The following is a 22,035-nucleotide window of genomic DNA, read 5'->3' on the forward strand; positions in this document are numbered from 1 at the left end:
GCGAAAGAGACCGCCTATCGACTCGTCGAACGCCGCGGTGGGCGTCGCTCGACGCGAAAACGCAGTTTGCAGATGAGAAAAGTGTGCCGCTTCCCTAAGTCATTCGGTAGCCTATCCCGGCGGCGAGTGAAAGTCAATCAATCGTGCATAAACACCAATCCGACGCGCCAGCGAGGGGGAGAGGACGTCGCGTACAGATGGCATATCACGCTGAGATCACCGTCAACTCCCCCTCGCTGGTGCGTCGGGCTGGTGCATGTAGAATTCGCAGACGCACAGCGCGCAACGCTTCCGCACACTGGTCGAGGACCGAGCCTTGTCACCATTCGACGCCACGATCTACGGCCCAGGCTTTCATTTCGAGTCGCCCCTCGACAAGTTTCCAACCAACCCGCTGGGACCCGGGCAGCCGCATCGCCCGTTGCGCGCGGCATTGGAAGCGATGACCGTGGAAAGCGCTTTCGCCGGGACGACGATCGTCGACGGCGATGCGGCGCATGCGTGCCTCGCCGGCGTGTGGCTGCGTTACGACTTCCTGCACGAATCGCACCAGATCAGCCAAGCGATTGAAACGCCGATCGGCAGTTACTGGCACGGCATCCTGCACCGCCGCGAGCCGGACTACGGCAACGCAAAATACTGGTTCCGCCAAGTCGGGAAGCATCCGGTGTTCGAGCCGCTCTGGGAAGCGGCTCAGGAAATCGCTGCCGCATATGCTTTCGATGAAGGCCGCAGTTTGCACGCGTGGAATCGCTGGGACCCGTTCGGGTTCGTGGACCTCTGTCAGGCAGCGGCCGAAGACAAAGGAAAGTTTCAACTTTTTTGCCGAGAGATTGCGCTGCGCGAGTGGGAGTTGCTGTTTGACTACAGCTACCGGGTGGCAGTTGGTAAACTGGAATGACTTGCTTCACTGCGTCGACGCCCTCTAAGCCCAGGGAAGGCCACCGAAGTCGCGGGGGATGGAAAAGTCATTGAGGGCCTTCCCTGGGCTTTGACACACAGCCGCGTTTTTCCGATTTGCCTCCGCCGCATTTACGACCTAAGTTTCCTTTGTTCGGGTCACTGGTGCGGTTGCTTCGCCGCCTTGGCCCGGGCAGGGACACCGCACGAAGCGTCAGAAACGTTCCCGCGGTGGAGGCCCGTCAAGCGCCGACTTCTGACAGGCTCTTGGCGGGCTTTTTTTGCGCGCATTCAGCGCCGCCACGCCCCCAAAATCCCCTTGGCGCGGGGCTATCGGGCGTTTAGTATACGCCTGTATACACTTCGGTTGCCATCTGGGGCACCCAAACACGGCAGCCGGATTTGGAAGGAGGCCCGCGCCCCGATGGATCCTGTGTCCGCAAATTTGCGACGGCTGTTGGCCGAACGCGACTGGACCATTCACCAGGCCGCCCAGGCGGTCGGCGTGGATGAACGCACGCTCAAAGGCCTGCTGGCCGGCCGCGGCGGCAAGCCGCAGTCCCGCACGCTGCATCGCCTGGCGCAAGGGTTTGACGTGCCGGTCGAGGTATTCCTGTTGCCGCCGGGCAGCGGCCGGGAAGCGTTCGACCGCGCCACGAACCCGTCTGTGGCCGAGGCGATCGATCGCGAACCGCACCTGTTTTCCGAGTGGACGATCGACGATTTCGACGAGTTGTGCAGCCGCTTCGGCTCGGGCGGGGCGCTCACGGTCGACGGCGCGCTGCTGGCCGCGCGGGACATGAATCGCAAACGAGCCGCGCTGGAACAGGTAGCGATCATCCTGGAAAGCGGCGAGGCCGATTTGATGTATGCGATGATCGACACGCTCGCGCGACGGGTGATCATGCCTCGCGCGGAATCGTGTGCGCCGGATTGATCAGCCAGAACAATCCCGGCACTCCGTCCGTCAACCGCCGCAGTTCCCAGTCGGAAAAGCGGCGCGCGACCAGGTCGTCGAACTGCGCGCGATCGTGATACTCGCCGACGATCGCGCCAATGCTATTGAGAGGCGCGTGCTCCAGCAACGAAAATTCGCAACCCTCACAATCGAGCTTCAACAAATCAACGGAATCCCAGCCGCACACGGCGATGATTTGCTCTGAATTCATCGCCGGTACGGTCACGATCGGTTGTTCACTTGGCGGCGGCTCTGCGGAGGGATCGTCCAACACGTGCGACCCGCCGGTGTTCTCAGTACCAGCGTACACGGTCGAGGCCAGCTTGACCGGACCTGGAACATAGGTCGCCGCGCACGGAATCACACGCGCGAACGCGGCGACATTTTTTCGCAAAGCATCGAAGTTGGCCGGATTGGCTTCCACGCAAGTGATCTCCGCCGCCGGCCAACGCCGCCGCGCCCGGGTGGCGAAACAACCGATGTGCGCACCGATATCCAACACCGTCCGCGGCCGCAGACGCAGCTCGGCGATGCGGTACGCGTCCTGCCAGTCGACGTCGCGCACGATCATCATGTCAGCCGCGCGATGCGCGGCGCGCACCCAGTAGTCGCCATCCACCACGAGGGAAGTTTCATGTTCGGCCGTTGCAGTATCCGCCAATGCAAGCATTTCTTCCGCGATCCGCGGCATGGCGATCTGCAAATCGCGATAGGTTCGATACCGGTAGTGCGACTCAAAGAAGCGCTCGCCGTCATCGGCGCGGCCGCGTAGGAGTTCCCGATGGTCCTCGGGAACAAGATGCACCGCATTGGCCGATGGCGCGCAATAGTGAACCGGATGATGGCCGGTCCAAACAATCACGCTGGGCGTATCGGTCGACGCGGCGATGTGTCCGGGACCCGAGTCGATGCCGACGAACAACTTCGCCTGAGCAATCAGCGCCGCGATCGTGGCGCCATCGCCGGTGCCGTTCCCGCGCCAGAGCGGATGATCGATCGAGGGGCAGACGACGCGGCCCGTCGGCCAATGCGGCGACGGAAAACTCAGCAGCGCTGCGCGCGGCGGTGTTTCGAGGTCGAGCACCACTGCGGTATAACCCAGCCGGACGACTTGATCGATCAACTTGCGGACCGCTTGTTCGTCGAGATTCTTGCGACGCCGCGCAGAGTTTCCTTGATAGTGAATGACCACGGCCGGATAGCGACCGTCAGCGTCACGGCACGCCCCAGCCGTGGTTTCGATCAAATACTTGGCCGCCAAGCCTAACGCCGGTGCGCTCGGCTGAATCTGATAGCAGCATAGATCACGCCGCGGGACAATGTGAAAGGCTTCGCGCAGGCTACGTTCGGCCTTGGTGCTGGGCGTGTCGCGGTAACAGACGTCCGGCTCGAGCCAAGCTGGCGTGTGGACGAGATCGTAGTCGACGGCGCGAAAGGGATCGCGCCCGGCGACGAAAACGCGATGCGCCAATCCATCGAACAGGCTCGCAGCGCCAAGCTTGGCTTCGACATCCACGCGCCATTCCGGCCGAAAGCGCCGCAGATGGAGCAAGACTGTCGTGAGTTGCGCGGCGTCGCCTAGCCCGTGCGGAAATCGCAGCAACACGCGATACGTCGTTGGCGCTTCCGTCGACGTTGATTCTCGCTCGCCAGGAAACGACTCCCGGCGAGAGGGCAGCAACCGATTAAGCCATTCGCGCCGTCGCCGGCAGCCGCAACCGGAACGCTCTTTCAATCGCCCGAAGCTCAACTTGTCGATCCACCAGGCGACGGTATCGCCGAGTCCGCGCGTCGGCGATGTTTCAGTTGCCGACGGCATGCGGCGCGGATCCCATTGTCGGCAGGCGCGACGAATCCGCGCCGGTGGAAACGCCGTCGGCGCCGTGGCGAATCCGCAACGGCAACAACGATAGACGCCTGGCGCGTCAGTCACGACAAATTGGCACCACATAAATACACCTCGGAGCTGGGAACGAACACAGTCTCCTTTCGCTCCGCGAAAGGAACTGGCCTTTCGCGGAGCGAAAGGAGACTATGGCGCTGGAATCGCAGTCACAATGCACGTCGCGGCGCTGCCGTCGCAGCGCTCCGTGGTCGGCACGCCATTCGTGATGAACGGCAACAATTCGTTTTCCAACAGGCAATCCGGCGCGGCGCCGCCGTAGTTCTTCTCCCATTCGATCGTCGGCTGCCCGCCTCCTTGTCCGCATGGCGTGGCGCCGGTTCGCAACGTGACCAGTACGCGGAAAGCGCCGCCGGTTTGATAGAACTGCAAGGCGAGGACGCCATAGCACCCCGGCTCGTCGCTGCCGCCACAAACCGTGGTCAGCAAGAAGGCGTCGGAGCAATCGAAGGGATCGCCGCCGATCGAAGTCTGTTGCACCGGGCCAACGATATACACGCCGTCAAGCGCCGCGCAGTCGTCGCAGTTCGTGTGCTCCGCCATGCCGGAGATTTCCACCTGGTAGTATTCCGCCACCAGGCCGCCGGCGCAAAATACGCAGCCGGTTGTTTCAATCGGCAGGCTCGACGTCGACGACGTGCTCGTCGAAGTCGAACCGCCGCCGGAACTCCCCGAAGATCCCCCGCCATCGTCCCCGCAACAGCAAGGATATCCGCCGGAGAAGGGAGCGAAGCGTGCGGAAGCGGCGAGCATGGGGCACAGTAGGAGAAGTAGGTGGAGTAGTTAGTAGGTGGAGTAGGGAGGAGAGAAGGCCCACTCGGACCGCTGCGCTTGATTGGCCGCTGCAGCTAACCACTGACAGCGGAACAATGAAAGCTTCAAACTCACTCTAACACTTCCCATTCCAAACGATCCACTTGCCAGATTGCCGATGAAACCGCACTAATACGCGATCGCCCGACACAAACTCAAATGTGCCGAGCGCATCATGCACGACGACAGTAGAAGTATCGGCGTCGACCCAACTCACTCCGTCGAAGTCCAGAATCTTGGCCGACGCGGACCCGCCGACATGCAGATCGCCGGTCAATTCGCAAATCGCCTCGCGCTCCAAAAACGCCAGTGAAAGATGCACGCCGCCCGCATGCCGCCGCGCTTCCAACGGAAACGCAGCGGTTAAGTGCGATAACCGCCGCACCGCGGCGGCCAGCGCATTGTATTGCGCCGCGGTAATCGTCTCGCCTGGCTGGACGGTGGGAATCATGAATGAGTTTAAAGGGTTCAGTGTTCAGTTCGTCATGTGCGACGTTCGTCGGTCGACCACTGTTTCCATTCCTTCCTACTCCACCTACTTACTACTACTCCTACTCCACCTACTCTCCTCATGCCTCAAAAGCGAATAGCGCACTAAAATCTCCCGACAGATACGGCGGATCGCCGGTCCCGTCTTTGATGCGGAGCCAGTGCTCGCCCGCCGAGGCTTGTTCGCGATAGAAATAATTCCAGCCGACTTTCACGCCGGAGTTCAATTCCTTGGTTTGTTCCAGGAACTGATATTCGATCCTCCACAGACCGCCGTCTTCGAGAAACTGGAACTCGCGCGTCGCCCGCGCGCCGGTAAAGAGGACCGTTCCGGCGGGCGAGCCGAGAAACGTGCTTTGATTCACCTTGCCCCGGAGCGCACGCATCGCGTCCCAGGGTGGATACGCTACACGCTGCCAGATCAGCTCGTAGCCGCCGCTCGGCAATAGAATGCCGGGCATCACATCCTCCGGCACCTTTGGCGCGCCGGCAATATCCCAACTCCAAACGCGCCCGGGCGTCGAATAATACTCCGCCGCGACCTCGGCACGAAACCGCAGGATCGTCCCCTCGGGCACGCCGGGCAAATCGTCGCGCGAGCGATTGTCGCGATCGCGCAGCGTGCGGTAGGTCGCCGTCACGCGCGCTCCGCCGGCGTATGCATTCGCCGCGCCGTCGAGCGTTTGCAGCATGTCGCCCGCGGGATTGTGCGGATCGAACGGCTCGATGGCCAATTCATCCGCAATCAAATTCAACAAGCCCGGAAAGGGGATCGGCGGCACGTAATGCAGGGCGCCGCCGATCAACCGATACTGCCCGATCAAATTCCGCGCAAACGCCGGCCAATCCGCCCAGGCAACGCGAAACGTCCGGACGGCGCTCACGCCCGCATCGTTGATTCGCAACCGCGGCGAGCCTTCGAGTTCTTCGTAAGTAACGGACATGAGAACGATCGCTCACAATGCCGGGAAAGAAAAGTGGAGCACGGGGAACAATCTGACCTACGCTGGTGGGGCATAGACCGGGCTCTTGTCGTTGCTAGCGGATTGCAGTTCGACGAGTCGCCGTAGATGCCCGTCCATGCTGGTCAATTGTTCGCGCTGGCGGTCCAGCCGTTCCGTAACGGGTCGCCAAGAATCGTGGGACTTGCCGTCGCTCTCAACGCGCGCGAGTCGATTGCCGGACGGCGCTGCGCGATCAGCGTTTTCGCGCGGTGCGCGATTCCTGGCGGGCGCCATCGCGAGGGCGTCTAGCATGGCTTTCCACCACGGCCCAGCCGGCGCAGGCGCAGGCGCCGGTTGCCGTGGTGCAGCGCGGCGCACCGTGGTGCCGCCCCGGGGAAACAACGCACGTCGAAACGGTTGTCGCGGATTCCGTCGCGGCGAAGCGGTGAGCAGCCATCCCTTAGGTTGCCGAAAGGCCATGGTCGATTACCTCCCAAATGTCGCGGACCCAATTCTCGCGTTGTTTGCTGCGTTCCCAGACGCGACGTCGCGCTTCCTCGGCGTTGAACCACTGCGTTGCTGCGTCGTGGCGTGGTTCCAGGTAAATCGCCAATTCCGAAAGCGTGAGCGCGCCGATCTCTCGCGGCGTCCATCCGAAGGCCAGACTCAACTCGCGGTACAGGCAGCGCCACGGACCGCGGCCGCGTCGAGTTGAGTCTGGCCAGGCGAGTTTCCCAACAGGTCCTCCCACCACTGCGGCGCGAGCACACGTTGAATCGCTTCCAGTACGTCTGGCAACGCGGCCATTACGAGCTGTTCACATGTTTCCCAATCGAGCCGTGGATCGGACGCCCGCGCCGCAAGCCAACAGGCGTAAGCCGTGCCGCGCGGCGAGTTCATCCAGGCGACGATCTCGGTTATTGGCACGGCCGGCGCCCGTGAGAGATGCGCGAACGCGGCCTCCAATAGCTGCCGCCGCTGAGCATCGTTGAACTCGTCCCAACGCGCGGCGATGTCCTGCAGAGGATCGCGCATCTCACTCAAGATCCGCCGCTCGACCTCGACGAGTTGCCCGACGATCAACGGCGTCAACATCAATTCGCGCCCCGACACGCAAATCGTTCGCGCTTCGACCGGCAAAGGTTCGTCGTTCATCGGGTCATCCAAGTTGTGCATGAGGTCTCGCCACAGAGAGCACAGAGGACGCGGAGGGAAATTGAACATTTTGTGAACGGCGGAGGCGCTGATATCTAGAGGCAAGGAGTTTTCAGTTTTCAGTGGAGGCGGTGAGCCGAAATACTGAAAACTGAAAACTGAAAACTTCAAACTCCCTCCGTCGTACATCCTGTTAATACGTCGGTTTCGTCCAAGCCCCGTTCGCGCCGAACTCTGCTTCCCAGCCGACGACGTCGCCGGAATCGATATCGACTTCGAATTGCAGTCGATCGATCACGGCGGGCACCGAGTAGAACTTCGTCGCATTCAAGTACAGCAACAGCGTGACGGAGTCCCCCTCGTTGACGTCGTTGGTCACGGCGTCGGTCAGGTCGAGCTTGCCGCGGATCACGCCGCCGCCGTCTTTCACGCCCCCCAATCGCTTGCGATGGCCGGCGGTCGCGGAACTGGCGTAGGCGGGGTTCTGCGCCAGCGTCGAAAAGTTCCAAAACGTAATGTTCGCCACGGCCGTGACGCCGATCATCACCTTGCCGTCTTTACCGCTGATGACTGACATGGAGTGTCCTTGAAGGTGGTGGGGTAGTCGGTAGGTGGAGTGGGTGAAGTAAGCAGTAGGTGAAGTAGTTGTTGCAAACGGACCCTACTCCTCCGGTGTCGCCTTCCTACACAGTCGTGCCGATCAGCGCCGCTTTGAACGTGATGGGGCTGGCCTGCGGGTTTTCGATTTTCAATACGTCGCTGGAGCCATTCGTCACCGTCCAACCGGCCTTGCGATTAACGAGCACGAGCGCGGAGTCGGCGGGCAGGACGAGTTTGGCGTCCTTGTTGTTGTTGAACGGCGCTCCCCAGCCATTGCCGCCGGCGCCAGCGCCGCCGACCAACAGGTCCAGCCCGCTCGTCGTGGCCAGATTCACGAGCACCAAAGCCTTGACCTTGGCGAACGACACCGTCAGCGAGCCGCCGAACACGCTGCGTGCGAGACTCGTGAGATCGAGCGACGCCACACCGCTGGCGGCCAAGGTTTGTTGGGCATGCCAAAGTTGATCGGCCTGGTCGACGGCCGTGCCGTCGCGCCACGACGTGGCGAATGCCAGCTTCGAAGTATCGGCCACCGTGCCGGTGTCCAGCACGTCTTCAAGCAGCCAGGTAAGTCCCAGACTCAGTTCGGCGGAAAGTGTGTCAGGCATGGCGTTCCTCAATCCTCGGTAGCCGAGGTCTGTGACCTCGGGGTTTGAATACGACTGCAAATCAATGGCAACGACGTCAGTCCACGGATCTCAGAAGCCTTCATGCAGCACGTCGAACTCCGTCGCCACGCGCCACCAGCCTTCCGGCGCGAGCGATTCTTCGTGCGCGACGTGCTGCATTGTCAGACAACTTCCAGAGACGAGCGCGAACGCCGCGCGGTTGTAGGCGTCGAAGATCGCTTGCGCGACTTGCTTCGCGACAGCGAGTTGTTCCGTCCGAATCTCGCAACGCATCCGCGTGCGGTCGACTTGACGGCCGCTGCTCGTGCGCGCATGCGGCGCCGTGTTCACTCGCATCCAGACAACATAAGGAGTCGCCGGTTGGTTCACCGCGGCGCCGGTGAACACGCGCGCCGCCGGCACGAGCGCCGTGAGCGCGCCCGTCGCCGCCCAGCGTTCGTGAATCGCTTGTTCGAGTCCTAACTCCAAGGCCATGGCACGCGCTCCGCGAAAACGACCGTGGGTTCGTCAATGCGTTCCGGCGAGGCGTAGCCGCGCACGTTGTAAATCGTCCCTTCATGCACCAGGCGGTCGCACTCGTCGAGGAGCATCGACTCGGCCAGAAAGACGCGGTGTGTCACGCGTTCCAGACGTTGGCTCTCGCGCAACTCGTGCGTCGATTCGATTGGTTGAATCCGCGCCTTGACTCCTGCCCGCGCAAGGCTCCAGGTCGCCACCGGCGCACCGGCCGCGTCCTTCGTCCAAGTCGCGCGCTCGATCTGAATCACGTGCTCCAAGCCCAACGCGAGCGAAAGATTTCGCGTCCAGCACTTCCAGCGCGTGCCCAGCGTATCGCGCTCCGTTCGTAACACAATCCAAACCGTGGCCGCGGCGTCGATGATCCGCGCGCCCGGCGCTGGCTGAAACGCCACGCCGGCGCTCGGCAAATGCCAAACTGCATCGGCTGCCAGCACCACGCCGTCACTCGGCGCCGCCTCACGCACGCTCGGCCGCGCCCGCAACGCACCGGGAACGGCCGTCGTCGTCAGTACGCCCGGCGGCTGCACGGCGACCGTCTCCAGGCCATCGAAATATTGTAAGTCGTGTGGGGTAAGCATGGCGCCGACGCTCTGATGAAGTGCGCGAACATGGTCGCCTTTCGCTCCGCGAAAGTGCGTTCCTTTCGCGGAGCGAAAGGAGACTGTGGGCGTAGTCGTCTAAGTACCGGCCTGCGTGACCTGCTCGAACGGCTCAGCGCCGCCAAGTTGGTCCTCACACCAGACAACCGTCGCCTGCAGTTGTTTCAGATAGGTCGCCCAGTCGACTTTCTGTCCGTCGATGTCGTAGCTCGGCTTCGGCTGCGCGGTGATCTCCACCATCCGCGCCAAGGTTTGCGATTTGATCGTCGCGATCTGCTCCAAGTCGGTCGGCATCGTTGCTTCCTCGTGATAAGTGCGTCCGTCAGCGAGAGAACTACTTACCCAACACTGCGCGCACCGCGGCTTCCACGGCGACCGCAAAGGCGTTGTGGCCGGCGGTGGTCCAATGCAACCCGTCGCCGCTGTCGTACGAAGCGAGTAAATCTTCCGGCGTGCCTGGCGTCCCCAGGAGTGCGTAGCCGTCCACCAATGCCATCTCGCCGGGATGCTGCGAAACATATCCGGCGATGAGCGCGTTCAGCGCCAACAGTTCTGCCTGCCGCGTCGACGACCATTGCGCGTGATTGCCGAACGGTGTCACGGTCGACGCCACGACCTTCAGGCCAGCCGCGAGGGCTTCCTCGTAAATCGCCGTGAAGTCCGGCCAGATCGCGTTCGCGCCGCCGGTCGAGGCCACTTTGATGTCGTTAATCCCGCCCAATAAGACAAGTGCGCGATAACCGCCTGGCTCGACGTTCGCGTCCCAGCGTGCGCGCAGCTGGCTGATCGTTTCGCTGCCTACGCCATGATTGACGACTGCCACGCCGCACGCGTCGGTCCCGCCGAGGCTCGCCCGCACCGTGTCCACAAAGCCGGGCGACAAGGCCGTGAGCGAATCTCCGAGACAAGCGACTTGCAGAATTGGCGAGTAGCGCTGCGCAAGATAGTTGGACACGGCCCGGCGTTGCGCCGCCGCGAGCACGCCGTCGACGACGATCACCTCGTAGACGTCGCCGCCAAAGTGAGCGCTGACCGTATCGCGCACGAGCGCCCCCAGGCAGACGCTATCCCGATTGATGACATTGCCAATCCAGTCGCCGTTATTCGTGCCGCTCGACAAGGTCAATGACTGCCCAATCTGATTGAGCTCCATTGTCACCGTGCCGGTCCCGCTGGCGTCCGATCGCGCATGCAACAAGTAACAACTCTCCGCAAAACTGCGACCGACCTCGGTATTGAGCGTCAGCAACGTCTGCGAACCGCTGTTCTGTTCGAAGTAGCGAAAGTATTCGGTCGTCCCCGCGCTCACGCGATGGGCCAGGTACCACACGAAGGCCGCGCCCGCTTCGTCGCACGAACAAACGGGAACCCAAGTGCCGGAGGTCGTCTTCGTGGGCCGCAGCACGGCAAAGACTTCGCCGGCGGTGGCGGTGGACATCGTGCCCGCGTGACGCAAGTAATGCGTACTGCCGTTAAAGCGCAAGCAACGCCGCCGATTGGCGCCCGTCCCGTTGTCGATCAACGTCGGCCCAGATCCGCTGACCTCGTCGAACTGCAGTCCCTGCGCACGGTCCACGACGCGCACCACTTGCGTGCCGTTCGTCGCGGGCGTCAGCCCCGATTGCAACACCTGCGCTGCGGACTGCGCGTCAATCCATAGCCGCAGGCCCGGCAGCGCCGCCGGCGAAAACCCCTGCTTGGCGGACCAGCCGCGGCGCGTCGTATCCCGGGGCGGCAAGTAAAAGGCGGCGCGAGGCATGGCAGTAGCGTGGGTCAAAAGGGTTAGTCGAGAAGTCAGTGCGTGTAGCAGCCGAGGAGTTTGCGTCCTGCGGACCGCCCTGTCACACCGCAAACCAGAACACTTTCTGGCCGCTGGCGCCGCCGCGAACGTAAATTTTGTTCACGTCGTCGACCGGCACGAACAGGCCTTCGCTGGCGGCGAGTGGAAACCCGTCCGTCGCGTCCGCGGTATCCGCCGTCAGGTCGGCGTTGCCCACGTAGACCGTCGAGGAATTCGCCGCGTCGGCCTTGAGTTGCACGCCCTTGGCGACGCGATACGACGTCGCACTCAACTGCACGGCCGTCGTGCCGACGGAACTTTTCCGCCCATGATCGAAACCGTGGACCGTTTCATCGCCAATGCGAGACATGGAAAAACCATTTGCAGGGGTGAAAAGTAATTGAGTGCGTGAAGCAAACGCCACCAGGAGTAGCGGGGGAGGAGGCCGGACCAATCGCCTCGCTTCCCCCGTTGATTCCTGGAGCGCCTTACCCTGTGTTCTTCACAACGTATCGCGGATTGATCACCGCCGCGGCGCCACGCTCGCTGGCCTTGAAGCGGACGACGATGTCATTGTTGAAGTCCGCTTCGCTGTTGGCCGCCGACTGCGTGACAGTGATCGGCCAATTCTCCATATAGGCGAACGCCCGCTTGAAGTCGCCGATGAACCACCACTTCTTGGCCTCGGCCGCGGCGACGCCGCTCGCCACGATGCGCCGATATGCCATGCGGCTCTCGAACGCCTGGTAGCTCGTGAACGGATTCGCCACCGTGGTTTCCGTGGCGCTCCCCGTCGTATAGGAAATCTGTGGCGCGCTGAACACGCGATGCGCCGCGTGGCGATACGCCGGCATCACCAGCACCGTGTTCGCCTTGATCAGCACCGGCTCATTCGTCCCCGGATCCGTCATCTCCGCGAAGAGCTGTTCCGCGACGTCGGCGTCGGTCCAGTCGACCAGTTCGTTCCCCGCCTTCAAGTTGATCCAAGGAGTCGTCGACTGGTACGTGTTGTACGTCTGCCCCTTCCACTTGTAGTTGTTCGCGATGCCCAATACGAGATCCAGCAGCCGCTTCTCCTTGTTGAGACCCAGGATCTCGCCGACTTCCGCCGCGCGGCTCAACACCAGGTGCGTGCGATCGAAAAAGATCGCTTCGCGCGTCACCGGAATGATCAACCCGTATTTGGTCGTCGACGGCGTCTCGATGTAGTCTTCGCCGAATCCCACGTTCGGATACGGCATCCCCGGGTGAATCGGCGCCGTGGCGTCCTCGGGTCGGGAAATGCCCGGAATTTTCTCGCCGTCGAGCCGCGTGGGAATCGTCTCGACCAGTCGCGACACGACAAACGCGTCCTGCCGGTACGCTTCGAGAATCTTCGAGTAGATCACCTGGCTGGCGACGTTCAAGAACGCCGTCACGTCGACGCCGTCGTTGTTCTCCAGCAGACGCACGCCGGCCGCGCTTCGCGGATCAAGCGAGCGCACCCACTCTGCTCCGGACGGCACCAGTGCTTCGGCCAGATCGCGGAGACTGAAATCGTCCGCGCGCAATTGCTCTTTCTCGAGCGCCTCGGCCAAGTGCCCGACGGTCTTCGCCGGCCCATCCAACTCGTACCGCCGCTTCAATTCACGATATCGGATCATGGTTTGTATTCCGCGTTTGTGCTGAGATCGATGTAAGTGTGAAGTTTTCAGTGTTCAGTTTTCAGTGAGGAAACATCCTCAGCCGAATCCCGAAGCAACTGAAAACTGAAAACTGAAAACTTCCTAAGCCATCGCCTGCGGGCCGCCGCGCAGCACCGTGCTGACGATCTCCACCAGCACCGACGTGCCCACCGGGTTGAGTCGCTTGGCCACGCGACCGACAGCCAGGTTCTCCGTGGCGACCAACTTGACGTCCTGGTCTGCCAACGTCGTCGCGCCGACCAGGCCGACGAGGTTGCCCAACTCGTAGGTGGCCGAGGCGGTGATGAACTCGAACACGCCGGAAGTGGCGACGCGAATCGGCGCGGTGTCGCCGCTGCGCGAGGCCTGCATCGCCACGCCGAGGAACTTGTCGTGAAAGCCTTCCTGGTTCTGGGCCTCGGTGCCCAAATCCGCTTGCGACGAAGCGGGCCGCGCATCGTCCGTTTCCAAATACACCAGATCGCCAATTTCAATCACCGTCGCCGAATCGACCGGCGCCGTCACCGGGTTCGTATCGCCGTATCGCCAACGCATCACATCGGACATGGGGGGCTCCAGCAAGAGTAGGTGAAGTAAGTGTGAGTAGGTGAAGTTGGCGAAGCATCACTTTGCTTCAGGTGATGGCTCGCACGAACGCCGCCGCGTTCGACTCCGCTTGGAACGTCATGTCAACTTGATACTGATCGCGCGAGCGCGGGCCGGCATAGCGCCGCGATTCCGTCGGTCGATAACCGCCCACGCGCTCCAAGAGTTGCGCTCGCTCCGCAATCTGCCGCGCGAGCGCCGCGTCGTCCGGCGCCGCCAGAAGCGATCGCCAGAACGATTCGCTCACCAAGGCTTTGCCCCAAGGTGTGCTTGTCTCCGGCTCCGGCAATCCATGTTCCCGTAACAGGCCGCGGAATCTTCGCTCGCGTTCTTGCGCCACGTCCTTGAACCGCAGTTGCTCCGCCTCGTGGCGCGATGCCGTTAACTCCTCGCGCAGCGGCCGCACCAATTCCTCGACTACATCCGGTCGATGCGCCTGGAGCAGATTTGGCGAGAGCTCGCCCCACACCAGGCCCCTCGACGTCGCTTGCAACTCCTCGAAGAGCCCTCGCGTGGTCGCGGGATCGGCCACCAGATCGACGCCCTGCACCTGCAAAATCTCTTCGACGATCCATTCCTGCCCGCGCCGCGCCACCTTGGCTTGCACGTTGTGCGAGAACCCGACGTTCTCCGGCGCGTGCTTGGCGTCCCAGACGAGCTGTTCCGCGAGCGGATGCTTGGGATTGAAATGAAAGTCCGCGAACAAACCCGACTCGGGCCGCGCGGCGACATTCCGCATCACGCCCATCCGATCGCGGTAGTCGCGCGGGCCGGTCGAACTTCCCGCGGGATGATTGACGTTGACCTTCGCGCCCTCGTAGAGCGGCGTCGCCTTCAACAAGGTCTCGGCCGGATAGACGCGCCCGTTCCGCGACGACAACCCCAGCACTTTCACGCCGCGCAACAGGCCGGCGTCGGCGTCGACGCGCAAGTCCACTCCCCGCGAGTCGCAGTATTCCAACAGCGCTTCACTCATCGCGCGACCTTTCAGCGATTGCTCTGAAAACGAAAAAAGGGTCCGTCGAGGAGCATTCACGATGCTCTCCGACGGGCCCGTCAAGATGCCTGTCGCCAGGCTCTCACGATACCCAAGTTGTAGAATCAGCTCACTTGATCACGACGAGATGCTAAGGGAGCGACCGCATCCATTCATCATTCATCACTCCGCACTCGTCACTTCCTACTGTTCCCTCCGCTCCAAGCGCCGCACAAAATGTTGAATCGTGCCGTCCTGCACGGTCACCTCCACGCCGAACGTGCCGTGATAGCCGCGAGCCGTCGCCGCTTCCAGTAGCTCGTGCCAGGCTCGTTCCAGCCGGGCCATTTTCGCTTGATTCACCGGCGTTTCCTGCACGCTCATCATGGTTTCGAATTCTAAGACAACGCGCGGCCAAGTTCAAACGCGACAACTGCTTTTTTTGAGTGCGGAGGCGACGAGAAACAAGGGAGGGAATGTCGAATGACGAAATCCGAATGTCGAATGACTGAAGGTTGTCCCCAAGTATTGAAAGCCTTCATTCGTCATTGGAGCATGCATTCGACATTTATTCGTCATTCGGATTTCGTCATTCGACATTTCCAACACTCTCGCCTCCGTGACGCCGTGCCGAGCCTCACTCACGGCGACTCGGCTTGCGCCCGTTCCCGTTCCGCGTTGCGGCGGTCGATCCATTTGCCGATCCAGCGTTTCTTGCGGAAATAGATCAACATGCCGATCGTGATCAGCACGCATGTCAGCATGGTGATCGGGTAGCCGTAGTAGGCCCGCAATTCCGGCATGTTCCAAGGCGAAGTATCCGGATCGAAGTTCATGCCGTAGATGCCGACGATGAACGTCAGCGGCATAAACAGCGTGGCGATGATCGTCAGCACCTTCATCACTTCGTTGGTGCGCTGATTGACCATCGAGAGATACATGTCACGGATGTCCGCGGTCACTTCGCGATAGATTTCGATCAAGTCGATCAACTGCACTGTGTGATCGTAACAGTCGCGCAAGTGAACCCGGGTTTCGTCGCCGATCAGGTCGGTGGTCTCGCGGATCAAGGAGTTGAACATCTCGCGGTGCGGCCACACCGCGCGGCGCAACATCAGCAAATCGCTCTTGATGTCGTGAATCATCGGCACCGTGCCGTCGTCGCTGACGGCGAGCACGTGCTCTTCCAGAGCGTCGATGCGGTCGCTCAATTGCTCCAACACGGGGAAATAGGCGTCGATCGTCGCGTCCAGCAGCACGTAGGTGAGGTAGTCCGGCCCATGCCCGCGCAACACGCCGCGGCTGCGCCGGATGCGTTCGCGGACCGAGTCCAGGCAATCGCCCGGCCGGTCTTGAAACGTCACCACGAAGCGCTTGCCAAGAAACATGCTGAGCTGTTCGCTATCCAGCCGGCCGTCGCTGCCTGGCATCCGTGCGACGATGAAGAGATGATCGCCGTATTCCTCGACCTTGGCCCGCTGGTGGACGTTCACCACGTCCTCGAGCGCCAAGGGATGCAAGCGGAACAAACGACCGATCGATTGAATCACGTCGGTGTCGCCCAGACCGTCCACGTTGACCCAGACGACTGGCCATTCATTCAACAACTGAGCGATCGACTGCGCATGGTTAGCGGAAACCTCGCTCTCGAACATCTTGTCCTGGCTATAGGCCATGACGTAGACGTGCGGTGCATGCGCCTTGGGATCGGCGACCAGCGTACCGGGCGCGGCGCCGATGTGCGTGCGGCGATGCAAACGCAATCGCCGCTTCTTGCGTCGTGGCTTGGAGGACATGGGGAAAGTATGGACTCGAAACGTGGAACGCGGAAGTGGCGCCGCGGAGTTCGAGCGTGCCGTTACGGCTGCGCCTGGGCGACGTTCAAGTCGCGATAGAGCGGCAAATGGCGGTAGTAGACTTCGAGCATCAGAAGATGCATGCAGGTTACATAGAGCCGGCCGCCGTGCGGGCCCCAGCGATCGGGCGTGGGTCCGGTCGGTTCCCAACTGCCGGCGAACTGGCCTTCCTGCACTTGATTGTCGATCAGCAGCGGCCTGAGCGCCTCGTTCCAACTAGTCCAATACTCGCCCTGCATCTGGAACATCACTTGCGTAGCATAGTACCAGTAGTAGCAATCGCGGGTGCGCAACGTTGGCGTGCCGAGTTTCGGCAGGTTCGCTTTCAAGTACTCGGCGCCGTCACGGAGATACGGATTGTCGCGCTGCCAGCCCAGGTACTGTTGCATCAGCAAGCCTTCGGCCGTCATCGCCAGGCTCGGTTGCGCTTGATTCTGCTCCGTGGAACGTGGCCGATAGGCGTAGCGCGCGGGCGTGCCCCAGGGCGTCGCCGCGTGTTCGAGCCAATCGCGTAGCCCGTCGTAGGTTTGTGGCGGCACCTTCAATCCGGCCAACTCGCCGCTCTTCATCGCCATCATTTGCCAGCCGGTGACGGAAGTATCGCTGCCGCCGCCCGGAGAGTAGCGCCAACCGCCTTCGTTCGGATGCTGGCTGGCGACGATGTAGTCGAGCGCCTTTTGCGCCGGCTCGCGCAGGTCCTTGTCGCGGGTCATGCCGTACGCTTCGCAGAGCGCGATCGCCGCGATGCCGTGGCTATAGAAGCGGACGTTTTTCGCCGACTCGACGTCCTGCGGAATAAACAAGCAGCCGTTCGCTTCCTGACTCGTCAGCAATTGATCGAGCCCGCGCCGCACGACCAGTCGGTACTTTCCGTCGCTGTGCGTGTACCCGGCGCCGTAGAAGGTCAGGAGCGCCAGGCCGGTGGCGGCGGTGTCGGACTTCATGCTGCCGGCGCCGTTGTTTTGATAACCCGCCTTGCCCCCCGCGAGGTCATGCAGACTCCAGCGGCCGTCTTCGAGTTGGTGGCGCGCGAGAAAATCGAGCCCCATTTCGACCGCGCGTTCCGACGCGCTGTTGCCGCCGAGCGCTTCGGCCAATTCGCCGCGACGATTGGGATTGCGCTGCTTGAAGCCTTGCACTGGCCCCGTGTCAGCTTTGGCGTCGATCGGCGCCGCGGTCCCGCCGGAGCGTTCCAGCACGAAGCGCTGAATCGAGTTGTGCGCCACCTCGCTATCCGGCCGCGCGCGACGATTCGGGACGCCCGGCGCCAGTTTCGCCGCGCCGCCCAATCCTCCCACTCCTGGCGCCGCCTCGTGGCGCACCAGCGCCGTGGAACTCTGCTTCGGCGCCGCCATCGCAGCGGCCGTCGGTCCGATGGACTCGGCATCGGGCGCGCCTTGCGCACCGCCGTCGTTCGTGGCGACGGCTTTCACGTCCGTCATTTCAGCGTCGTCGTCGTCAACGTTTGCACTGGCGGTTCGACGCCCGCGCGGCGCCGTCGAGGGACCGTCGGCCGTAACAGTCGGACCGGAACCGGCATTGCCACGCGCGCGACCATTCGCCGGTGCGCCGCCGGTCGCGGTGACGCCCACGCCGACTCCGCCGGTAGCCGGACGTTGTGCGCCTCCGGAACTCGTGGAGCGCGTGACGCCAGTCACTCCGTCGCCCGTGGGCCCTGCGCCGCCGCCTCCGGCCGCAGCGGTCGAAGTGCCGCCGGATGCGCCGCCGCCGGCCAATGGGTCGTCCGCACCGTCGTCGCCGGCGAGTGGCGAGGAAGTCGCGCGGCCGCCTGGTACGCCGGAGGCGTTGGCAATCGCCGGACCTTGCTCCCCGCCGCCGTTGGCGCGCGATAGTTCATTCGCGCCGCCGCCGCCGCCGAGCGCCGGTTGCAAGCCGGCCACACTACCGCCGTCGCCGCGGCGCGCCGGAGCGCCGCCGGATTCTCCGCGAGCTACGCCAGAGTTCGACGGATTCAATGTGCCGCTCGCGCCATTTGCACCGCCGGACGCGCCGCTCTCAGCGGCGGATGAAGATTCCGTGATCGCCGCCACGTCGCCGATCTCAGCGCTCGCTTGCCCGCGCCGCGCCGTGGAGGGTTGATAGCTCGATGAAATCGTCGGCTCGCCGCCTCCCGATGTACGACCAGCGCCGGCCGCGGAATTGATCGGCCCGGGATCAAGATCAATCGATGAACCGCCGGCCGCTGCGGTCGCGCGACCCGTTGGCGAATTCGAAGCACGCCGGGTAACAGCTGCGCTGGAGGACGCTTCAATGTCACCAGGCCGCTCTGCGCCGGCGGAATCGGCGATCGTTACGTCGTCGGCACGTAACGCTGCGCTCGGAAGTTCGCTGCCGGCCCGGGCGCGCGCCAGTTGCGACGGTCGACTCGGGCGATCGCCTTGACCGTTTGGCGCTTCGTCCGTGGGACTGGCCCTCCGCGCGGCCGCCGACGCCGTATTGCTAGGCGAACCGACGCCGGGAAGATCGGCGTCGAATTGGTTCTGCCGCGTGATTCCTGTAGCGCCGCCTGAATTACGCGTGACACCGGTGTTGGTCGGTTCCAGCGCCGCGTTGCTGCCGCCCACGGCGCGCGATTGCGGCGAGGCGACGTCGATCGAGGCCACGTCCACGTTGCGCGGCGCGGCCGTGGGATTCCGATTCAATGCGCTAGCGGACTGCGTCGCGACGCGCGGGGCCTGCCCGTTGTTCGCCGCAGTCGCGGAACTCGTCGCGGCGTTTGCGGTCAATGCTCCCGTCGCTCCGTGCGGCGTGTTGGGCCGACCTGGCGACGCGCCGCCGGTCGCGGCCGATCGTGTCAACTCGCCGACCTCTGGCGTCAGTGCATTCTCGCCACGCGCGCTTTCTCCGGGCCGTCCAAGCGTCGGCTGGCTGATGCGTTCATTCGGCAATCCCGGCGTGCGCCCGCTCCGCGCGGCAATTCGCGCGTGCTCACCGCTCAATGCCGGCGTGTCGTTGCTACGCGCGCCGCGCCAAGGTGAAGGAGATGGCGTAGCTGCCGGCGCTTCAGAGCCTGTGTTCGCGGAACGCTCGGCCGGTGCGGCATTCTGCGTACGTTCTGCAACAACAACACTCGGCGCAAGCGAGCGCGACGCCGTCGGTGAACGGAGGGCCTCAAGCACTTCCTGCGCGTCGTCCGGCGCGTCGATGCTGGCCATTTGGCGCTGCCTTGAGGCGGTCGACTGCGAGGTACTATCTTCGGGCGCGGCGTCGTTTTCGCGACGCGTGAGTTCGCTGTTAGGGGCGCGGCGTGCATTCAAGGGCGGGTTGTCCGTCTGGCGCTCGGTCCGTTCTGGCGCCGCGGCTTGGCGCAAGACGCTGACGCTGTCCGCTTCCAGTTCGGTCGCCGGCTGGACAGGCGTAGCGACGAGCGATGGCGTTTCGATTAACTCCGGCGAGAAATCCTGTTGTCGCTCCTGCCGACTGAGCGGCCCCGCGGAGTACGATTCACTTCGCCGCGGCGCGGCGGTTTCCGCCCTGACGAGCGGCGCCGGCTGCGGATTTTCGATTTCAATTCGCGCCTGTTCCAGGTTCTCCCGAATCTCCGTCGGCTGGCTGGGGAGTTCCTCCTTCACCAACTCAGGCGGCAGCATGTCCGGCACGACGGTTTCCAATGGATCGTCGAGCGTTTCGTCCGGGACGGTTTGATCGAGTTCTTGAAAGTCATAATCCGGCAGCGTGACGAGCGGCATTTCTTCCAGCGGCTCATTCACGGCGGCTTCGTTCGCCAGGAGCGCCATCTCCAGGAACTGCTCGTGCAGATAAACGGCCGCCCAGAGATGCGTGATCAACGCGACGAGCACGGAGAGTTGCATGCGCCGCGACCAATGGCGGTCGAGCCGCATCATGCCCCAGACCATCGCCCCCATGACGGCCAATAACGAACCGAGCCGCACCCAACCGTTGTATACTAGGACCGGCGTGTGGAAATCACTTTCCGCGACCACCACTCCGGCCACGCACAGCCCGAACACCACGAGCGCAGCGTTGACCGGCCAGAGAAAGTCGTCGAAGTCGGCAATCCGATGCGACGGCAGGCGGCGGATCAGGCGTTCAGGGGGCATGGTCTAAAATCGCAAGCCGGTCGCGTTCTCAAACTCGATTGTGGGAGGCGTCTCCGACGCCGATTGTTCGTCGCTGAACTGCCGAGCGGTCCCTATTCCTCAGTAGCGTCCACTCCATCGGTGTCGGAGACGCCTCCCACAGATTCACGCAGCGCCGGTTATCCGTCGCGCGGCGCCGTGGTGACTCGATAATCGCGGATGTTCGCCTTGTTGCATAGGTCCATCACCAGGACGACGTGCTTCCATTCGCAGCGCTCGTCGGCGCGAATGATGACCGATTGCCGGCCCGGGTTGTTGGAGGATGCCTGTTTGAGGAGTTGTTCCAATTGCCCCGCGGAACATTCCGTGCTCTGCACCACGTACTGACCGTCGCGGCCGACGTTAACAAACAATTCCTTCGGCTTGCTGGTGAGCGGGCGCGCCTCGCTGGCCTGCGGCAGCACGATCGGCAATTCGCGCTCCTCTTCTTCGAGCTTGCTGCCGACCAGAAAAAAGATCAGCAACAAAAACACGCAATCAATCAACGGCGTGAAGTTGATCGTGCCGGAAGTTTTTGATTGCTTGATATTGACGGCCATCGCCGGCTACTCCTTGGCCGCCGGGACGGCGAGCATTGGTGATTCCACCGGCCGACGCACCGCGGCGGGTTTCTCGCGTTCCAGGTCGCCAGGCGTGACGCGTTGCTTCCCTTCGAAGCGTTCCAAATGCGGCAGCAGTCCGAGCAAGAACTCGTCGATTTCCGTGAACAGCCGTTGAATGCGACCTTCAAAAAAATGGGCGGTCATCACTGCAGGAATCGCCACAGTGAGTCCGGCGAAGGTCGTCACGAGCGCGATATAAATGCCCTGGGCCAGGAACTGCGTCTTATTTTGTCCGGCGGGCAGATTGGCGGTGACGAAGAAGGCCATGATCATGCCTTGCACGGTGCCGAGCAGTCCCAGCAGTGGCGCGACGCTGGCCGCCAGATTGATCGGCCGTACGTTGTTGAACAGCCGATTCGCCTCGCGATCAGCGACGTCTTTCTTGATCGCCTCGACTTCGCTATGCGGCCGGCCCAACTTAAGCAGGATCTCCTTGAGCACCGACGCCGCCGCGGACGGATACTGCTGACAGAGCCGATATGCTGCTTTGGGATCGAGCCCGCCGGTCTTGGAACTCTGTTCGATGAGTTGACGGACGAGTCGTGGCGGAATCACGCGGCGCCGGCGCAACGCGATCAGGCGCTCGCAGCCGAAAATCACCACGACAAATGACATGAACAAAATCGGCCACATCAGAATGCCGCCGGCGAAGAACATCTCCAGTAAGCTCGGAAACGCCGGCTGCTGAAATGCCGCCGCTGGCTCGGCGGCGGCCGTGTCTTCAGAGGCAGTCGGCGCGGCGAGCTTTTCTTCCGCCAAGCGCTCAGCATCAACAGGCTGAGCGTCTTGCGCATGACTCGTGCGCGCAGCAACGCACCAGATGGCGATCGCAAACACCGCGTGCCAGGCCACGAAGCGCGCCAAGGCTTGCGCTCGGTCAAACATCGAATTGTCGTTCATCTGAGAGTTCCCATTGGGACG

The 22,035-nt window shown here is 62.7% G+C and carries 24 protein-coding genes; 2 read left to right on the plus strand and 22 right to left on the minus strand.

Annotated elements, in window-relative coordinates:
• The first annotated feature begins 316 nt into the window (after positions 1–316).
• A complete protein-coding gene (locus SGJ19_13345) occupies positions 317–901 on the plus strand; it encodes a hypothetical protein (GenBank protein MDZ4781233.1) in 585 nt (194 codons plus the stop codon).
• 423 nt (positions 902–1,324) lie between these two features.
• Entirely contained in the window at positions 1,325–1,837 is a 513-nt protein-coding gene (locus SGJ19_13350; protein MDZ4781234.1) for a helix-turn-helix transcriptional regulator, read from the plus strand.
• On the opposite strand, the gene SGJ19_13355 is transcribed toward SGJ19_13350, so the two are convergent.
• The 22 genes from SGJ19_13355 to SGJ19_13460 form a co-directional block, all read right to left on the minus strand.
• Positions 1,803–3,809, minus strand: coding sequence for an FkbM family methyltransferase (locus SGJ19_13355; GenBank protein MDZ4781235.1), 2,007 nt, complete (start codon positions 3,807–3,809; stop codon positions 1,803–1,805). The two genes, SGJ19_13350 and SGJ19_13355, sit on opposite strands and share 35 nt — an antisense overlap.
• A gap of 81 nt (positions 3,810–3,890) precedes the next feature.
• Entirely contained in the window at positions 3,891–4,514 is a 624-nt protein-coding gene (locus SGJ19_13360) for a hypothetical protein (GenBank protein MDZ4781236.1), read from the minus strand.
• Between the two features lie 136 nt (positions 4,515–4,650).
• Positions 4,651–5,025 carry a hypothetical protein gene (locus SGJ19_13365; protein MDZ4781237.1) on the minus strand — a complete coding sequence of 125 codons (375 nt, stop codon included), beginning with the start codon at positions 5,023–5,025 and terminating at the stop codon, positions 4,651–4,653.
• A gap of 118 nt (positions 5,026–5,143) precedes the next feature.
• The gene (locus tag SGJ19_13370) at positions 5,144–6,007 is read right to left on the minus strand and encodes a hypothetical protein (protein MDZ4781238.1); all 864 of its coding nucleotides are present in this window, start codon (positions 6,005–6,007) and stop codon (positions 5,144–5,146) included.
• Between the two features lie 57 nt (positions 6,008–6,064).
• A complete protein-coding gene (locus tag SGJ19_13375) occupies positions 6,065–6,487 on the minus strand; it encodes a hypothetical protein (GenBank protein MDZ4781239.1) in 423 nt (140 codons plus the stop codon).
• On the minus strand, positions 6,468–6,677 hold the full coding sequence (locus tag SGJ19_13380) for a hypothetical protein (GenBank protein MDZ4781240.1): 210 nt from the start codon (positions 6,675–6,677) through the stop codon (positions 6,468–6,470). The genes SGJ19_13375 and SGJ19_13380 overlap by 20 nt, the downstream gene beginning before the upstream one ends.
• Positions 6,674–7,162 (minus strand): hypothetical protein, encoded by a 489-nt coding sequence (locus SGJ19_13385; GenBank protein ID MDZ4781241.1) that lies wholly within the window; start codon positions 7,160–7,162, stop codon positions 6,674–6,676. The genes SGJ19_13380 and SGJ19_13385 overlap by 4 nt, the downstream gene beginning before the upstream one ends.
• Positions 7,163–7,355: 193 nt before the next feature.
• Positions 7,356–7,739, minus strand: coding sequence for a hypothetical protein (locus tag SGJ19_13390; GenBank protein MDZ4781242.1), 384 nt, complete (start codon positions 7,737–7,739; stop codon positions 7,356–7,358).
• A gap of 106 nt (positions 7,740–7,845) precedes the next feature.
• On the minus strand, positions 7,846–8,370 hold the full coding sequence (locus SGJ19_13395; GenBank protein ID MDZ4781243.1) for a hypothetical protein: 525 nt from the start codon (positions 8,368–8,370) through the stop codon (positions 7,846–7,848).
• Between the two features lie 90 nt (positions 8,371–8,460).
• Entirely contained in the window at positions 8,461–8,865 is a 405-nt protein-coding gene (locus SGJ19_13400) for a DUF3168 domain-containing protein (GenBank protein MDZ4781244.1), read from the minus strand.
• Positions 8,850–9,488 (minus strand): head-tail adaptor protein, encoded by a 639-nt coding sequence (locus SGJ19_13405; protein MDZ4781245.1) that lies wholly within the window; start codon positions 9,486–9,488, stop codon positions 8,850–8,852. Before SGJ19_13405 ends, SGJ19_13400 begins: the two co-directional genes overlap by 16 nt.
• Before the next feature lie 99 nt (positions 9,489–9,587).
• Positions 9,588–9,803: a hypothetical protein gene (locus SGJ19_13410; GenBank protein MDZ4781246.1), complete on the minus strand. Its 216-nt coding sequence runs from the start codon at positions 9,801–9,803 to the stop codon at positions 9,588–9,590.
• A gap of 40 nt (positions 9,804–9,843) precedes the next feature.
• The gene (locus tag SGJ19_13415) at positions 9,844–11,268 is read right to left on the minus strand and encodes a GDSL-type esterase/lipase family protein (GenBank protein MDZ4781247.1); all 1,425 of its coding nucleotides are present in this window, start codon (positions 11,266–11,268) and stop codon (positions 9,844–9,846) included.
• A gap of 82 nt (positions 11,269–11,350) precedes the next feature.
• A complete protein-coding gene (locus tag SGJ19_13420) occupies positions 11,351–11,659 on the minus strand; it encodes a hypothetical protein (protein ID MDZ4781248.1) in 309 nt (102 codons plus the stop codon).
• Positions 11,660–11,777: 118 nt separating this feature from the next.
• Entirely contained in the window at positions 11,778–12,932 is a 1,155-nt protein-coding gene (locus SGJ19_13425) for a hypothetical protein (protein ID MDZ4781249.1), read from the minus strand.
• Between the two features lie 123 nt (positions 12,933–13,055).
• Entirely contained in the window at positions 13,056–13,520 is a 465-nt protein-coding gene (locus tag SGJ19_13430) for a hypothetical protein (protein ID MDZ4781250.1), read from the minus strand.
• Positions 13,521–13,587: 67 nt separating this feature from the next.
• A complete protein-coding gene (locus SGJ19_13435) occupies positions 13,588–14,535 on the minus strand; it encodes a hypothetical protein (protein ID MDZ4781251.1) in 948 nt (315 codons plus the stop codon).
• Between the two features lie 204 nt (positions 14,536–14,739).
• Positions 14,740–14,922: a hypothetical protein gene (locus SGJ19_13440; GenBank protein ID MDZ4781252.1), complete on the minus strand. Its 183-nt coding sequence runs from the start codon at positions 14,920–14,922 to the stop codon at positions 14,740–14,742.
• 254 nt (positions 14,923–15,176) lie between these two features.
• Positions 15,177–16,331, minus strand: a complete 1,155-nt coding sequence (corA, locus tag SGJ19_13445) for a magnesium/cobalt transporter CorA (GenBank protein MDZ4781253.1) — start codon at positions 16,329–16,331, stop codon at positions 15,177–15,179.
• 62 nt (positions 16,332–16,393) lie between these two features.
• Positions 16,394–20,473 carry a hypothetical protein gene (locus SGJ19_13450; GenBank protein ID MDZ4781254.1) on the minus strand — a complete coding sequence of 1,360 codons (4,080 nt, stop codon included), beginning with the start codon at positions 20,471–20,473 and terminating at the stop codon, positions 16,394–16,396.
• A 158-nt stretch (positions 20,474–20,631) separates the two neighbouring features.
• A complete protein-coding gene (locus tag SGJ19_13455; protein MDZ4781255.1) occupies positions 20,632–21,051 on the minus strand; it encodes a biopolymer transporter ExbD in 420 nt (139 codons plus the stop codon).
• Between the two features lie 6 nt (positions 21,052–21,057).
• Positions 21,058–22,014, minus strand: coding sequence for a MotA/TolQ/ExbB proton channel family protein (locus tag SGJ19_13460; protein MDZ4781256.1), 957 nt, complete (start codon positions 22,012–22,014; stop codon positions 21,058–21,060).
• Positions 22,015–22,035: the final 21 nt, after the last annotated feature.

Source organism: Planctomycetia bacterium (assembly GCA_034440135.1).
GTDB lineage: Bacteria > Planctomycetota > Planctomycetia > Pirellulales > JALHLM01 > JALHLM01.

Bases quoted from the DNA above. Each gene is read 5' to 3' on its own strand.
- SGJ19_13425 (MDZ4781249.1), bottom strand. From the start codon at position 12,932: ATGATCCGATATCGTGAATTGAAGCGGCGGTACGAGTTGGATGGGCCG.
- SGJ19_13390 (MDZ4781242.1), bottom strand. From the start codon at position 7,739: ATGTCAGTCATCAGCGGTAAAGACGGCAAGGTGATGATCGGCGTCACG.
- SGJ19_13365 (MDZ4781237.1), bottom strand. From the start codon at position 5,025: ATGATTCCCACCGTCCAGCCAGGCGAGACGATTACCGCGGCGCAATAC.
- SGJ19_13440 (MDZ4781252.1), bottom strand. From the start codon at position 14,922: ATGATGAGCGTGCAGGAAACGCCGGTGAATCAAGCGAAAATGGCCCGG.
- SGJ19_13420 (MDZ4781248.1), bottom strand. From the start codon at position 11,659: ATGTCTCGCATTGGCGATGAAACGGTCCACGGTTTCGATCATGGGCGG.
- SGJ19_13460 (MDZ4781256.1), bottom strand. From the start codon at position 22,014: ATGAACGACAATTCGATGTTTGACCGAGCGCAAGCCTTGGCGCGCTTC.
- SGJ19_13415 (MDZ4781247.1), bottom strand. From the start codon at position 11,268: ATGCCTCGCGCCGCCTTTTACTTGCCGCCCCGGGATACGACGCGCCGC.
- SGJ19_13370 (MDZ4781238.1), bottom strand. From the start codon at position 6,007: ATGTCCGTTACTTACGAAGAACTCGAAGGCTCGCCGCGGTTGCGAATC.
- SGJ19_13405 (MDZ4781245.1), bottom strand. From the start codon at position 9,488: ATGCTTACCCCACACGACTTACAATATTTCGATGGCCTGGAGACGGTC.
- SGJ19_13375 (MDZ4781239.1), bottom strand. From the start codon at position 6,487: ATGGCCTTTCGGCAACCTAAGGGATGGCTGCTCACCGCTTCGCCGCGA.
- SGJ19_13435 (MDZ4781251.1), bottom strand. From the start codon at position 14,535: ATGAGTGAAGCGCTGTTGGAATACTGCGACTCGCGGGGAGTGGACTTG.
- SGJ19_13450 (MDZ4781254.1), bottom strand. From the start codon at position 20,473: ATGCCCCCTGAACGCCTGATCCGCCGCCTGCCGTCGCATCGGATTGCC.
- SGJ19_13430 (MDZ4781250.1), bottom strand. From the start codon at position 13,520: ATGTCCGATGTGATGCGTTGGCGATACGGCGATACGAACCCGGTGACG.
- SGJ19_13410 (MDZ4781246.1), bottom strand. From the start codon at position 9,803: ATGCCGACCGACTTGGAGCAGATCGCGACGATCAAATCGCAAACCTTG.
- SGJ19_13360 (MDZ4781236.1), bottom strand. From the start codon at position 4,514: ATGCTCGCCGCTTCCGCACGCTTCGCTCCCTTCTCCGGCGGATATCCT.
- SGJ19_13385 (MDZ4781241.1), bottom strand. From the start codon at position 7,162: ATGAACGACGAACCTTTGCCGGTCGAAGCGCGAACGATTTGCGTGTCG.
- SGJ19_13395 (MDZ4781243.1), bottom strand. From the start codon at position 8,370: ATGCCTGACACACTTTCCGCCGAACTGAGTCTGGGACTTACCTGGCTG.
- SGJ19_13350 (MDZ4781234.1), top strand. From the start codon at position 1,325: ATGGATCCTGTGTCCGCAAATTTGCGACGGCTGTTGGCCGAACGCGAC.
- SGJ19_13400 (MDZ4781244.1), bottom strand. From the start codon at position 8,865: ATGGCCTTGGAGTTAGGACTCGAACAAGCGATTCACGAACGCTGGGCG.
- SGJ19_13355 (MDZ4781235.1), bottom strand. From the start codon at position 3,809: ATGTGGTGCCAATTTGTCGTGACTGACGCGCCAGGCGTCTATCGTTGT.
- corA (MDZ4781253.1), bottom strand. From the start codon at position 16,331: ATGTCCTCCAAGCCACGACGCAAGAAGCGGCGATTGCGTTTGCATCGC.
- SGJ19_13455 (MDZ4781255.1), bottom strand. From the start codon at position 21,051: ATGGCCGTCAATATCAAGCAATCAAAAACTTCCGGCACGATCAACTTC.